Source organism: Vibrio sp. 10N.286.49.E11, from assembly GCF_041469505.1.
Classification (GTDB): domain Bacteria; phylum Pseudomonadota; class Gammaproteobacteria; order Enterobacterales; family Vibrionaceae; genus Vibrio; species Vibrio crassostreae_C.
This window is the reverse complement of sequence record NZ_JBFRKQ010000007.1, coordinates 39642-54262: the sequence shown is the minus strand read 5'-3', so window position 1 is coordinate 54262 and position 14621 is coordinate 39642. Positions and strand designations below refer to the sequence as shown.

The following is a 14621-nucleotide window of genomic DNA, read 5'->3' as shown; positions in this document are numbered from 1 at the left end:
TTTTCTAAGACCTAAACAAAAGCCAGCTTAATCGCTGGCTTTTTTTCCTTTAAAATCAGTAAAATAAGAGCCGCGCACTTGCAGCTCTTTTTCCTAGTGACTAATCCGATAGAGAAAGGCAACGGTCACATTATCGTTAGGCACAACTCGCTTCTGCTGAGCCAAAAACAATTCCGCTGTCGAAACGGCATCGGCTAATGCATTGTGGCTGTTGTACTCAGGAAGCCCGTACCTTTCGCGAGTCCCTGCCAAGGTTAAATCGACTTCTTCATGATTGCTGATCGCTTTCTCCATGCTTTTCTCAATACACAAGGTATCAAGCCAAAGCAGAGGAATCGCTCTTAAACCGTAGCAGCGAAGAAGGTATTGGCTAATGAACTTCTCTTCGACCACACAAGCGTGTGCGACAATGATCTTGCCTTTTGCTGCTTCGAAAAACGTCAGCATCGCATCATGAATAGAGGCGCCCTCTTCTAACATTTGCGGCGTAATATGGTTGATAACAGCGGTTTCAGCGTTGATCTGCGAATCGTTATTCAGATAAATATGCTTGGCTGACGCTAAATCGATTCTCCCTTTAACCACATCGACCCACCCCATAGATAAGATAAGGTCTTGCTCGCTGTCTAAGCCCGTGGTTTCGAGATCTAAAATGATGTATTCGCTGTCTTTGGCCAAGTCCGTCATTTCAGGACAAGGCTGCTCTACGAGATCATGTAACGCCTCTGGCAACTTAACCGTTCCCAAATATTGCTTACGTTTACGTTTAATTCGCTCAAGCGGGTGAAAATAGTTTAACAAGGCTTTCATTAACGTGCTCCGAAACGAATTTTCGCCGCTTCTTGAAGGTCAGCAATGATCCTAAAGGCATCTTTCAAATGTTTACGCTCAAAGCTACCAAAGCTATCTGGGTTGATGTTGTTGTCAGGCACATCCCCGTTCTTCAGCGCTTCAAGTTGATGGCCAAAACGGAAAGAGAGAATGAACTGGTAAGCACCCAGAATGTTCTTGAATGCATCGTCGCTCAGCATGCCTTTTTCATTAGCAGCAGCGAAACGTTCGTCAGTCGCCGACAAGTCGCACTCCACAGCAAGGCCATAAATACGCGCTAAGTCGATAATCAAGTTGATCGCGTACTTCTTCACGTTCAGCGTTTTCTTATTCTCACCTGACTTCTCTAGCACTAAGCTATTGAAGATGCCAAGTGGCGGGTTGGTATTGACCGCGTCTTTCACTAGCGTGCTTAAAAACTCACGGTTACCGCGAATATTGCTATGCAGCTCATCGCGCAGAATACCTTCGAACTCACTGTTGCCGTAGATAGTACGAATTTCTAGGAACACACTGATATTAAGCAAGCGTTCGTACTCTGGGTTAGCCACCCACTTCTTGTAGTAGTGCTTCCATACACTGAGTGGCTGACACCATTTTGGCGTCGCAGCCATGAAATTACCTGGACATAATGGGTAGTGACAGCTTGCTAAGCCGTTGGTCACCATCATCGCTAAGTGTTTGAAGTAAATACGGTCACTGTCGGTTGCATCGTCAGCAAGAACAATCGCGCTGTCTTGGTCCGACAACATGTGCACTTCATTACGTGCGTGCGATCCGGCTACGATCCAAGAGAAATCACACGGTGGTGGGCCTAACTTATCAATCGCTATTTGAATCAATCGACGGGTGTAGGCGTCCATAATCATGGTCATTACCTTGCCGACGGTTTCAGGCGCCACTTTACCTTCCACCAGCGCTTCAAAAATAGCTTGTCGCTCTGAGGTGAACGAAGACATGGTTTTCACGCTGCCCGCGTATTTGATTTTCTCGATCAAGAATATCGCTTGAACACGGTGGTTTTGAACCAAATGAGACGTAGTAAGAAGACCAACGACCTTATTCTCTTTCACAACGGGCAAGTTACGGATATTAAATTGCATCATGATAGAGGCCGCATGCAGCACCAGATCATCCGGTTTTACAGTAAGTGGAGAGTGCGTCATTACCTCTGAGATCAGGCTATCAGTACTCACGCCGTGGGCAATCACTCGCTTAGTCATGTCTCGGTCGGTGATCAAACCAACAATGGTTTCACCTTCATAGATCACGGCACACGGTGAGCGTTGATGAAGCATTTCAACCGCAACCGACTGGATGGTTTGCTCAGACTTAACAATTGCCACCTGCCCGCTTGCCACTTCCTCAACTTTACGAATGAACAGGCCTTTCTCTTTATTCGACCAGACCACATCCAGTGCCGACTTCAAGCGAACCTGCGCCTGTGAAGCAAAGTGTTCTGCGCAACTTGGAAAGGCTTTGAAAAGCGTTTGAAGTGCCGAGTGTGGAATCACATAAAGTAAGGTGTTTTCGATTGCGACAGCTCTATAGCCTTTTTCGTCGTTGACTTCAGAATCTAAGAACGTAAAGCCAAACAAATCTTCACTGCCTAGACGGGCACGAAGCACACCGTCCGATTTTCTTTGCTCCATAGATCCTGTTCGAATGATATAGAGCGACTTTTCTTTTCCTGACTCGCATAGATCGACGACATCCCCTTTGGCTAGATAGGTAATCTGAACATTAAAAGCGAGGTCACGAAGCGCTTCTTTAGGGATTTTATCGAAAGGGTCTATCTGACCGATGAACTGAAGAATATTTGGCAATAGAGACTGAGGCATATAATCACACTCGCATTAATTTGATTAGTATTATTATATAACTAACAATGCTGGTTACTAGCGGTTTTAGCAAAACAACGCACATAAGACTAAATATTGGACATCGGTCAAGTTTTCATCAATTTTGGATGTAAAAAAAGCACGTATTAAACGTGCTTTCAATAGATAACTGTCTGTAGTAACAGCAATTTTAGGTTGACTCCACTAGGTATCCAGAGCAACGTTCGATAGAAACGGCTAAGACCTTAGAGTTGAAACCTCACCCAAAACACTAAGCTAGCTTGCTACTGGCAATCTGTGGTTAGTATCTAATAGATGACTTGCAGAAGCTTGGCGTGCTTTATCACTGTTACCCGCCATGATTGCTTCATAAATTTGACGGTGTTCATTAATACACGTACTTCCCTCTTCTGAAGAATGAGAAATAAAGTTAACAAACATTGTCGTTAAGATATTGCCAAATGGAAGGTAAAAGTCATTACCTGTTGCATTGAAGATGAGGCTATGGAATTTCATATCAATATCTAGCCAACTGTCTTGGTTAAACTCTTCAGCACCTGATATTTCTACCATCTGTTGGAAAATGCCCGACAGTTCAATGCGTTGTTCAGCGCTCGCGAACTGAGCAGCCAATGCACATGCTTCTGGTTCAATCGCGCGACGTAAGCCCAAAAACTGATGACAGAATTGGTCTGTATCTGCCAAACCATCCATCCATTCGATCAATTGCGGGTCTAAAAAGTTCCAGAACGCACGGTCAACAACGCGAGTACCGATCTTTGGTCGAGATTCTAGTAGGCCTTTTGAAGTAAGAAGCTTAACCGCTTCTCTTAATGCAGTCCTACTAATTCCAAATTGCTCACACAGAGCCATTTCACCAGGGATAATAGAACCTTGAGGCAAATTGCCCGACAAAATACCACGAGCGATTTCACGTGCAACTTGCACATGAAGGCTTCGCTTAGAGCCTGAAATAGAATTGAAAGAGCCAGCCATGTGTCTACTTACTTATTAGATATGTATTATTTAACCCGGACTATAGCACTGATTTATATCTGCACCAACTAAGTATAAGAATAACGTGAGGTCACGAATGATATAGGCTAGCGAAGATTTTATGAATATTATAAGTATTTAGTTCATCAAACTAATTAAAAACATTTATTCATACAAATGGTTCTTATTTACACCGTTTTTTGTATGCGCAAACTCACAAAACGACTCTTACTCTCACTATTTATGTCGTTGATGATCAGTTTTGAGATGACTATCCTTGAATACCGCAAGTGTTATTGTATGATTTATTAACGCGAATAATCTACAATATAGGCGACTGTGATGTTTAACGATTTAAAAGGCAAACGCATTCTAATTACTGGCTCTACTGCAGGTATGGGCTTAGCTACAGCACGTATTTTCGCAAAGTATGGTGCAAAAGTTGGTATTAATAGTCGTGCTTCTAGCCCAAAAGTTGATGACGTTCTATCTGAACTTACCGCACTGGGTGGCGATGTTGCCTTTTTTCCTGCAAACCTAATGGACACATTAGAGTGCGAAAGGTTAGTCAAAGAGTTCACTGATCATTTTGGTGGCATGGACGTGTTGATTAACAACGCCGGTGGCCTTGGTGGTCGCGCCAATCTAGAAAATATCGATGATGAGTTTTATGAGCGCGTAATGAACCTTAATGTTCGCTCTGCGCTGATGACAACCAAGTTCTCTATCCCGCACTTACGCGCCTCTGCTGCTGAGTCCGGGCAAACATCTTGTGTGATTAGCACGGGTTCGATTGCCGCTCGCGAAGGCGGTGGTGTTGGTGCAGGCATCTATGCCGCGTCTAAGGCTTGGTTACACGACATTCACCGCAATTGGGTGAAAGAGTTCGCGCAAGACAATATCCGTTTCAACATTGTTTCACCGGGCACTATCGACACCGCATTTCACGATGGCAAGAGCGACGATTTGAAAGCGACCATTGCTAACAACATTCCAATGGGACGCTTTGGCAATATTGATGAAGTTGCTCCTTCATTTGCTTTCTTTGCATCGCACGCTTGCAGCGGTTACATCACAGGTCAAATCCTAGATGTTAATGGCGGACAAATAACGCCTTAGTTAGCTGGTTTATATAAGCTCACTCAGCGATTTAAGTTCGCCACACTATATAAGGTCAACAGACCAGAGTAGATGAGGGAAAACCTCACACTAAATTCGACGTATACACTGACACTAAACACCAGATTCGTCTGGCTTTTAGTGTTTTCAAAGTTTCAATTTCAGGTGGTTTAAATGTCAATATTTACATTGGTGGAAGATTCAAGCCGCCGAATTCATGTTCAAGTGGCGAGACAAATTGCTCGCAAGATCTTGTCAGGCGAGTTAGAAGAAAATCAAAAGTTACCCAGCGAAATGGAGCTGTGCGAAATCTTTGGAGTGAGCAGAACTGCCCTTCGAGAATCAACTAAGCTACTTTCGGCAAAAGGTTTAATCGAGTCGAAGCCAAAAGTGGGCACTCGTATCAAACCGAGAACACAGTGGCACTTCTTGGACCCGCAATTGCTGTACTGGATCCAAGATTTAGAAGATACTAAACCCTTCTTGTCTCAATTTTTAGGCTTAAGAAAAGCGATTGACCCGGAAGCGTGTGCGCTCGCTGCAACCAATGCAACTGTAGAGCAACGCAAAGAGCTTTCGATTCTTTTCCAGAAAATGACCATCGCAGCAAATAGCTTCGATTATGAAGAGTGGACGACCAACGATCACCTGTTTCACCAAACGATTTTCTTATCGACAGGTAATCAATTTTACATTCCATTCGCGAACATTCTGTCGACTATCTTCAAGCAGTTTATCGACCACTCCGCTGAAGGCGGTCGCTTCTGTTTAGAAGAACACAAAGCGATTTACGACGCAATAATGTCTGGCGATACCAAGCAAGCTCGAATTGCTTCTCAAGTCCTGCTAGACGATGAGAACCAAAAGCTCTCTAGGGTTGAATTAGCCATCGCATAACCGAGATTAACCAAACTGACTTGTTTTTCAAAGACACAAGTCAGTCTTGTTTTAGCACCCATTTTTTAACCATCAACTACCGTAGTGTTTTCTTCTTTAAACGCTCTACTCCGCCACCTCAGAGAAAGCTTACGGTTATACACATAAGGTGTTGTTTGTGTCTTCACAATCGTACGTAAGGAAAAATTTCTCTCTCGCCTGGCCCCTCGCCTTAAACGGTATCTTGATGCAGTCGATGTTGATGATCGACACACTGCTTGTCTCTCCTCTTGGTGAAATCCCTTTAGCTGCAATGGGGATTGCGACGACTATCGTTGCCTTTGTACTGGGAATTCAAATGGCGCTGGCAAACGGTACTCAGTTAGTATTAAGCCGCGCAGTGGGCTCTGGCATCGCCGCATCATTATCTAAAGCATTTTGGGCAGGGTTATTTATCAACCTTGGCGTAGCAACACTATTTTGGCTTCTACTTACTTTTTTCGAACAACCCTTGATTCAAGCTTTAACAGATGACGCTTCCCTTCACTTAGAAATCAGCCGCTATCTAGACATCTCGAAATACATCGTTATTTTTACCGCGTTAACGCAGGTGATCATTGCTTTATTTAATGCGCTAGGCAGAACTAAAGTCCCATTCAAAGGTTACTTAATTGAACTGCCTATCAATGCTGTACTCTCATATGTGCTGATTCATGGTTTTTCTAATTTTGAAGGGATTGGAGTACAAGGCGCTGCATTAGGCAGCATTATTGCAATAACGATCCGCTTGCTGTATTTGGTTTTGTGCGTGCATTTAAGCTCAGCGATTTCACTCAAATTAGACGCTCAGCGCTCTGAATTCTTTACCAACGTTCGCCGTCACTTTATCGAAATATTCCCTGTAGCAGCGAACGTGACCATGCTTTTGATTGGCGCAACGATATATCAATTGTTGTATTCGCAACTTAACATCAACGCTTACGTAGCGATTACTTTGGTGATGCCTTGGATCAGGGCTGTCTCTCAATTTATTACCGCTTGGGCTCACTCTTCCGCAATTACTATCAGCCAAGCGATTGGCTCTAAAAAGATGGATGACCTAGTCAAAAACGTCGATACCAGTATTGATATTGCGGTCGTCATTTCTTTTGTGTGTGCAATCTTGTTCGCAGGATTAAGTCTGGTCATTGGTGACATTTACCCGAACTTGGATGAGTCTACCTATCAAGCATTGGCCGTTATCGCCCCACTCTACATCTTCTTGCCGATTGTCCGTGGCTACAACACGGTTCATGGGAATGTACTAAGAGCACTAGGAAAAACGACCGCAGTCTTCAAAATCAACTTTACTGGTCAATGGGTAATTTCAATTCCATTGTGTGCATTGATCATCTTTGGATTAGACGGTTCTATCTTTTGGGCTTTCGCTATCCAACCATTCGAAGAAGTCGTTAAAGCTTTCCCATTCCGTCATTTGGCTCGAAAGTCTCTTAAAGAGTTTGATGCCGACAAAGCTAAAGAGTTGATGTATGACTAAACTCCGTATCGAGTTGCCGTCCTAAAATCTTCCCACGCGTTCTGAATACAACCTTGTCTTTTGACAAGGTTGTATTGTTTCAGCTGTACCGTTCATTGGTAAGCTTCATTGTACTCTCGCTGATACCCGGCTCATCTTAAATCTCATAGAAAACAAAAAGACCACTCAACATTCGGTTAAGTGGTCTTCGAAAATATTCCTTAAGGACTGCGTCTAGCTAGCCTATTGGTTATGCTATGTGCTATTTACCGTTCAACTTAAGCGCTGAGAAAGTCACACTGTTGTAATCGCCATTCTTTTTATCGATAGCGAAATCGCCAGTACCGCCACAACCAGGTCCCCATACAGGGTGAGAATCGCTCACGCTACATTGGCCGTATGCGCCCGCTTTGTAGTAAAAATCATCTTCAGCATAGCCCGTTGGTGAGTCAAGTTCATCGATGCCCTTACTCAGGTCGATTTCATACTTAACGGTATCGTGACGCTCGGTTTCAAACGTTAGGTACATCATGGTGCCTTTCACTTCCACTTTGTAGCTAAACTCTTCACCAAGAGCAATGCCTGCTTCACCCGGTTCCGCTGGGTTTTCCCACGTGTTACCCCAAACAGGGTAAGCTATATCGGCACGGTTAGGATCTTTTTTCTCTAGGTTACGCTCATAGTTCCAAAATACTGAACCCATTTCTTGGCCAGGAAACTTCTTATAGAAGATCTTTAGTGGTTCATTACCATGCCCGTAACCAGTTCCAGCTTTGATTAACTCATTATGTTTTTTAGCGTGAATCTGACCAACAACCACCGAGTGAGCTGGGTACTTTTCTGGGTACTTAGCGTTAATCGCTACGTGATTCACTTTTAGGGTCGCTTCTAGCGTGCCGCCAACGGCACTGTACTCGCTTGCTGATGGATGGCTAGACAATGCCCATTGGTTTCCTTTGTCCGCCGTATCGATTGAGAAATCAGCACCGCGTGGCATCTGGCGTAACTCAGAGCGTGCGTTTTTCGAGTTCTTCGTGGTAATAGCTTGGTTTTGTACTTCAAAGACGAGATTACCGTCTTTATCAAGGTGGAAGAAATCGCTGTGTGAGTAGCTCATCATTGCCACCCCTTCGATTTCGTCAACACGTCCATCTTCATTGATATCTGAAGGTATAGTTATTTTCCAATTGTGCATATCGAATTTATCGGCAGGTACGGGGTAAGAAACACCGTTATTTGCGAAAGTAACCATTGGTACAGTCGCTAATAGCGCCACTGCTAATATGTTTTTCTTAAACATGACTCATCCTTTATTGTTAACAGATACCGAGTACACACTCAGTACAGAAACCACTTTTGAACACGAATTAGTACTAAATATTTTCTCTTCGACTTAAATAAGCCAACCGATAAATAGAATTTACATTTAGCCATTTTGTAACTTTTATTAAACATCTGGCTATGGTTTATATTTATGCCTCTCAACATGCTCCCTATGTTTAAGCCACGATGGTTAAAATCATCATTATTAACATATAGAAACACTTAATATTTGTATTATTTTAACACATGCAAAAAAGTGAGTTTCTAAGGTTTGTGAATATGAGAAGTACGTCATGATTGATTTAATACACAAGCCCTAAATTGAGATATTCATAACATTTAGCTATATACTTGGGCCATTAGTCAGAACTTTTTGATAGATCTCACAGAAATCTGACTCAATAATAAATACCATATTTGTCATACATTAATTTAATACCATGTAAGGTATTGGTTTGTGAGCCACGGGTACATTGGATGTATCCAGAATTAAAAAATAATAGTGAGACAAAGGTATGAATTCTGTTACAAAAATTGCTGCAGCTGTTGCATGTACTCTTTTAGCGGGCACAGCTACTGGTGCATCTCTTGATTATCGTTACGAGTATCGTGCTGCGACGGATTATACAAAAACAAATGGCGACACGGCTCACGTAGACGCTCGCCATCAACACCGAGTGAAGCTAGGTGAAAGCTTTAAACTGTCAGATAAGTGGAAGCACTCAACGGGCCTTGAAGTTAAATTCCATACTGACGATTCTTACTACGACGCAGATTCTGGCGAAGTTAAATCAGCAAACAGTAGAAGCTTCTATGACGGCAATTGGTATATTTACGGTATGGAAGTAGAAAATACAGCAACTTACAAAGTCGATAACAACTGGTATCTACAAGTTGGTATGCCGATCGCTTGGGACTGGGATGAGCCGAACTACAACGGCGGTGACTGGAAGATGAAAAAAGTCACTTACAAACCTCAATTCCGTGTTGGTTATAATGCGGATATGGGATTAACGACTGCCATTCGTTACCGTCACGAGTATACTGATTTCCGCAACCATACACAGTTTGGTGATAAGGATTCAGAAACTGGCGAACGTTTAGAATCAGCTCAAAAATCCAAAATAACGCTAACAGGTGCATATAAAATTGAGTCTCTACCGAAGCTTGGTCTTTCTTACGAAGCAAACTATGTAAAATCTTTGGATAACGTACTTCTTTATAATAGTGATGACTGGGAATGGGATGCTGGCTTAAAAGTAAACTACAAGTTCGGTTCTTGGAAACCTTTTGCTGAGATTTGGTCTTCTGATATCAGCTCATCTTCTAAAGATCGCGAAGCAAAATACCGTGTTGGTGTTGCTTACTCATTCTAATTAGAAATAGTCAATTTATAAAATACCCCTCTCATCTTGTAAATTTTTGGGGCATATTTTAAGCACTTTATTTAAATAATAGGATGTTCTAATTAACGTTAGTTTCATCCTAATAAATATTTAACGACTATTCATTATCTATTTCTTATGTGATTTACATATGGATTTAATATCATAAAGAGAATATTTTATGCAGATTTCTAAAGTCGCTACAGCTGTCGCTCTTTCGACAGGTTTATTATTTGGTTGTAACAGTGACGGTTTACCTATCCCGACCGATGGTTCTACTGATCCAGGTAACCAACCTTCAGCATTAACTACGGGTTACTGGCAAATCAGTGATGGTAACTCCGCTTCAATATCCGCGTCATCAAACGCTGATCTACCAAATGTTTATGTTTTCCAAGAAGATGGCAATCATAAATACTATGACGATGATGATGACTTAGGTACTTACACGATTAAAGATGCAAGTGCTTCTACTAATAATTATGATGAAGAAGCCGGTACGGTCTCTTTCACATATTATGAAACAGGCACATCAACGATCGAAATTCTAGATGGTGTTTTTTCTTTCGATGACGCTGGTGCTCTGAATATTTCAGATAACACCACTGGCATAGACTACTCTGGTTCAGACCAAACTGCGACTGACGCCGTACAAGAAGCTATCAGTAAAGCCAATGAAGCAAATGGTATCAATGGCTACGTTCAAATCTTGGACACCAACAATGGTGGTGTAAAGAATGATGTGGGTGAACTACGTTTGAAATTGTCTGACAGCAGCACAGGGGCAACAGTAGACAGTATCGCATCAGGAAAGGTAACCGTTGACTTAATCTACCAAGTAGATGAAGACACCGAGCAAGAAGCGAATGGTTCAGGTAACAACGCTTATATTAGTCTCTACGCTTCTGGTACTTCTAACACTAATTTACACGGCGAAGTTATTTTTAATGCTGGAGAAATTTTCTACCGTTCCACGGTTACCGATAGTAGCGGTAAACCTCAAATTCCTGATGAGCCTGTAGGCACTTACACTTTAGGTGAAGATCTCGCGGTTGAAATCAGTTGGGCGAGCGGTTACTACACATTCAAAGTCAATGACACTGTATACGACAATAGCGGCAACGGTTTTGAGGCTTTCGACAAAGCTGCCGTTACTATCGTGTCATTGAAGCTTGGTGATACTTCTAACACAACACACTACGAGTTAAACGCTGACAACTTTAAAGTTTATTCGAATGACACAGCTTCTGATGAGCTAGTATTTGAAGATAACTTTAACAATTACCCGAATGGCCAAGCGCTATCAGGTAATCCGTACAACAACAATACTGCGGAAGCGACAGTTGTTGTTGATGGCGGCAATACTGAGCCAGAACCTGAACCAGATCCAGATCCAGAGCCCGGCGAAGTAACAGACAACTTCGATTCTTATACTGTAGGTACGCAGATCGATGTGGCTAACCCTGCGTACCAGACAAAAGGTGTTGATGGGGTTTTAAATACAGCAGTGATCAGTAGTGACTTTGCCAAGTCGGGTTCTAACTCTTTACGAATTGAAGATGGTGCGGACTCAACCACTGATAATAACAAAGCTATCGTTGGCCGCGACTTTGCTAATGGCGCAGCAGAAACTGGCTCTGTTTCTACATCTGTATACATCCCTAGCGATGGCTATGTAAAAGCATCATACATTTTCTTAGGTTCTAATAACGATGCATCATCTAGTGGTCGCTTCACTGAAGTTGTATTTACATCTAGTATGATTAAATTCCGCAACGAATCAGGCAGCCAAGTTGACCTTGCTTCATACTCAAAAGACACATGGGTAGATGTGACCATTTCATGGGTAGATACAGACATTACCGTCAATGTTGATGGAACAGACTACACTGGGTTAAAAGCTGAAAGTGCAGGTGGTTCCCCGACCGCTATTGCGCTATACAATGGTGACAATGGTTCAAAAGGGACATACACCTACTTCGACAACCTAGATTCAGACCTATTCTAGTTCTCACTAGAAAGTCTGTTTGACTTGATTGCTAGATAAAACAAATCCCTATCAACGTAATTTGATAGGGATTTTTTATTGTTAGCTCAAGAATAAAAAGCAGACTGGCGATTCAGTTAAGCTCTCTGACTCAGCGGAACTTTGCTTCAGCGTTGAATAAGCACCGATGCTGCTAGTAACGAATGCCCCCTTGCCTCTCTAACTTATTTAACCCTCTCAAAAGCCCTGTATCTATCATAGATAAACAAAACCCCTCAGCTCTGCACTCAACCCACAAATTATTATTCAGCATCACCGTAGCATACAATCAAGGTATTTACGGCCTGCAAGCAACTAACCCTCAAGCGTATCCCCTTGAGTACTAGATGCGTTTGATCATCGACTTGAGCCCGCCTGAGTATTTCATTAAGCATTGGCGCTAATAAAGTGATGGCTAACCGCCCTTCTATTTATGCAAGAGTTAGAGCACGATTTATGGCTGTTGCTAAGAGTCTTGCTAAACAACCCAAAAGTGACGGTTTCAAGAACAAAACGGGAGTAATCAGCCGAGCTAACGCTTATTAGTAGACCAGGCAAAACAATACGTTCATGTGTAGACGTCGCATTAGTACATACCTTGAGAACGAAGTCGAAGTTTTCTAGCTATGGCGATTCCAAAATAATATTGGCATTGTTTAGCTTTGAATGAGAGCCAATATGACCTGTTATCAGCTGAGATTAATCATGACTGAGGTTAATGGTGATCGGCGATTGGGGAGAGGATAGTAACTGAAACTGATAATGACTACAGTTAATACTGAATGAGCTTAATGATATTGTCTTAAACTATGTGTAACTGATAACTTCAACTTAAACGACAGGCACAAAAAAGCCTCCAAACCCTGAGGCTGGAGGCTATTGCGATAGCTTAATATTAAGTGTTATTCGGTTAGATTACTTTTTGTATTGATCGTGCGATACGTCTAGTTGGTAGAAAGTCGCTTGTGAATAATCATCTAGGTCGCCGCTGATATTTTGGTTGTAAACACCGGCCTTGAAGTACATGTACTTGCCGCCTACGTCGTAACCGCTGTTGCTCATATCAACCACTTGTACAACGTCGTCTTTGCCTTCACGCATTAACGTTACAGTCATCGTGTTGCCTTTAACGTCAATACGGTAGCTGAACACTTCGCCAAGTGCGATACCATCGTCACCCACTTCAGCCGTCATGTCGCCCACTAGAGGGTAGAAGTCCTCTTTAGTTGCATCTTGGCTTTCGTGTGCGAAGTAAACCGCACCCGTTGCTTGGTTTGGCAGTTTACGGTAGTACAAACGAATTGGTTCATCGTTTTGATCGTGAATCTGACCAATGATAAAGCGGCCTACTTCGTTCGCATTACCTGTTGTTGTTGCGTGATCGATTTTCAACGTTGCTTCTAAAACGCCATCAATACCAGCAGCAGCTTCTAAGTCAGACTCAGGTGCGCTTGAGAATACCCAGTTGTTCTTGTTAACACCTTTAGTGCTAATAGACTGGTCACCACGGCGCATCATTTCGCGAAGCTCTGTACGCGCATACTTAGTATTTTTAGAGGTACGAACACCTTTCACGTAAGACTTGAAGACTAGACCACCATCGTCAGCTGTGTAGAAGATCTCTGGGTGTTGGTAACCGTTTGCAAGGTTCCACTCAGAAACATCATCAGGCTTACCGTTTTTGTCATGGTCGAATGGTTGAGATAGGTACCAATGCGTCATGTCAAAGTTTTCGCTTGGCGCGTTACCTGCAACTGGTGTCGCTGGCAGGCCTGTCGGAACTGGCAGTGCACTGCGTGTGTCACATTCAACTGAGGTCTCACAAGGGTAAACCGCTGCTACACCAAAGTTACCTGAACGAAGATCTTTACGCGCATCTTTACGTGCTTTTTCCACTGCTTTCATTTCAGCGATAATAACTGCTTCTGCTGCTACCACGTCTGAAGTGATGATATGGCTAGCAGGACATGCGTTAATGTTACAGTTAACCGCAGCTAACCCTGTCACACTGTTCCAACCATTTTTGGTGTTACCGTGACCAACGTATCTTACGTAGCGCGCTTGCACTGCTGGCTCGAATTGGAAACGCTCTAGGCCGATCGCTTTACCTGAGCTCAGTTGGTTTTCAAGTACGGTTGTCCAGGTTTCACCATCGACACTTACTTGAATATCAAATTTAGACTGGCGCTCGTTACCTTTGCTGAAAGATGCTTGAACCGCATCAAATTCTTGAACTGAACCATAATCTAGCATTGCCCACTCACCGTCACCCGCTGAAGACCAACGTGTAGTTAGGTCTTGGTCAATGAGACGATCAGGTCCGTTACCATCATGGCTACTAGCGGCAACAGCAACTGGCGTCAGAAGCGCTTCACCAGTTTCTTTGTTATTTGGGAAATCAACAGTCGGTGTGCTCGTGCTCGCACAACCAACTGCAAGTAAAATAGAAGAAGCGAGTAAGGTTTTTAGAGTAATTTGTTTCATATCTAATCCATTATTATAATACAAAGACAGCGTTCGTAAGTGAAAGATAAATTGGCAAACACGAGCTATAAGGCGTTTTCTCTCTCAGTATTTGCGATAACACAAAAATATTACGTAATCTTATAATACAAATAAAACACTTCGTTGAATAAATGAGACTGGGAACACTTTTCGCTTTTTCCATACTTTAACTGGATCACACTTCCTATTGATAAAAGACAACA

Annotated in this window: 10 protein-coding genes; 5 read left to right on the top strand and 5 right to left on the bottom strand. The window is 42.7% G+C overall.

The features are described 5' to 3' along the window. Positions 1-93 precede the first annotated feature (93 nt). The 3 genes from AB4167_RS02055 to AB4167_RS02045 all read right to left on the bottom strand — a co-directional run bounded on the left by AB4167_RS02055 (position 94) and on the right by AB4167_RS02045 (position 3668). A complete protein-coding gene (locus tag AB4167_RS02055; protein ID WP_086969655.1) occupies positions 94-810 on the bottom strand; it encodes a 3'-5' exonuclease in 717 nt (238 codons plus the stop codon). Beyond that, entirely contained in the window at positions 810-2672 is a 1863-nt protein-coding gene (locus AB4167_RS02050) for a DUF294 nucleotidyltransferase-like domain-containing protein (protein ID WP_372098158.1), read from the bottom strand. The genes AB4167_RS02055 and AB4167_RS02050 overlap by 1 nt, the downstream gene beginning before the upstream one ends. Before the next feature lie 276 nt (positions 2673-2948). After that, positions 2949-3668, bottom strand: coding sequence for a FadR/GntR family transcriptional regulator (locus AB4167_RS02045; protein WP_010438385.1), 720 nt, complete (start codon positions 3666-3668; stop codon positions 2949-2951). 342 nt (positions 3669-4010) lie between these two features. On the opposite strand from AB4167_RS02045, the gene AB4167_RS02040 reads away from it, so the two are divergent. From AB4167_RS02040 to AB4167_RS02030, 3 genes are all read left to right on the top strand, one after another. Next, on the top strand, positions 4011-4787 hold the full coding sequence (locus AB4167_RS02040) for an SDR family NAD(P)-dependent oxidoreductase (protein WP_372136050.1): 777 nt from the start codon (positions 4011-4013) through the stop codon (positions 4785-4787). A 174-nt stretch (positions 4788-4961) separates the two neighbouring features. Continuing rightward, the gene (locus AB4167_RS02035) at positions 4962-5684 is read left to right on the top strand and encodes a FadR/GntR family transcriptional regulator (RefSeq protein ID WP_017061468.1); all 723 of its coding nucleotides are present in this window, start codon (positions 4962-4964) and stop codon (positions 5682-5684) included. A 148-nt stretch (positions 5685-5832) separates the two neighbouring features. Beyond that, positions 5833-7200, top strand: coding sequence for an MATE family efflux transporter (locus tag AB4167_RS02030; RefSeq protein WP_080582237.1), 1368 nt, complete (start codon positions 5833-5835; stop codon positions 7198-7200). A 241-nt stretch (positions 7201-7441) separates the two neighbouring features. Here AB4167_RS02030 and AB4167_RS02025 read toward each other — a convergent pair whose 3' ends face one another. Beyond that, positions 7442-8479, bottom strand: coding sequence for a polysaccharide lyase family 7 protein (locus AB4167_RS02025; protein ID WP_017072469.1), 1038 nt, complete (start codon positions 8477-8479; stop codon positions 7442-7444). Between the two features lie 538 nt (positions 8480-9017). On the opposite strand from AB4167_RS02025, the gene AB4167_RS02020 reads away from it, so the two are divergent. Both AB4167_RS02020 and AB4167_RS02015 read left to right on the top strand, forming a co-directional pair. Beyond that, positions 9018-9878, top strand: a complete 861-nt coding sequence (locus AB4167_RS02020) for an oligogalacturonate-specific porin KdgM family protein (RefSeq protein WP_372136049.1) — start codon at positions 9018-9020, stop codon at positions 9876-9878. Between the two features lie 190 nt (positions 9879-10068). Continuing rightward, complete coding sequence (locus AB4167_RS02015; protein ID WP_372136048.1) at positions 10069-11895, top strand: hypothetical protein; 1827 nt, start codon at positions 10069-10071, stop codon at positions 11893-11895. A 933-nt stretch (positions 11896-12828) separates the two neighbouring features. Here the strand turns inward: AB4167_RS02015 and AB4167_RS02010 are convergent. Continuing rightward, a complete protein-coding gene (locus tag AB4167_RS02010) occupies positions 12829-14397 on the bottom strand; it encodes a polysaccharide lyase family 7 protein (protein WP_017069952.1) in 1569 nt (522 codons plus the stop codon). Positions 14398-14621 lie beyond the last annotated feature (224 nt).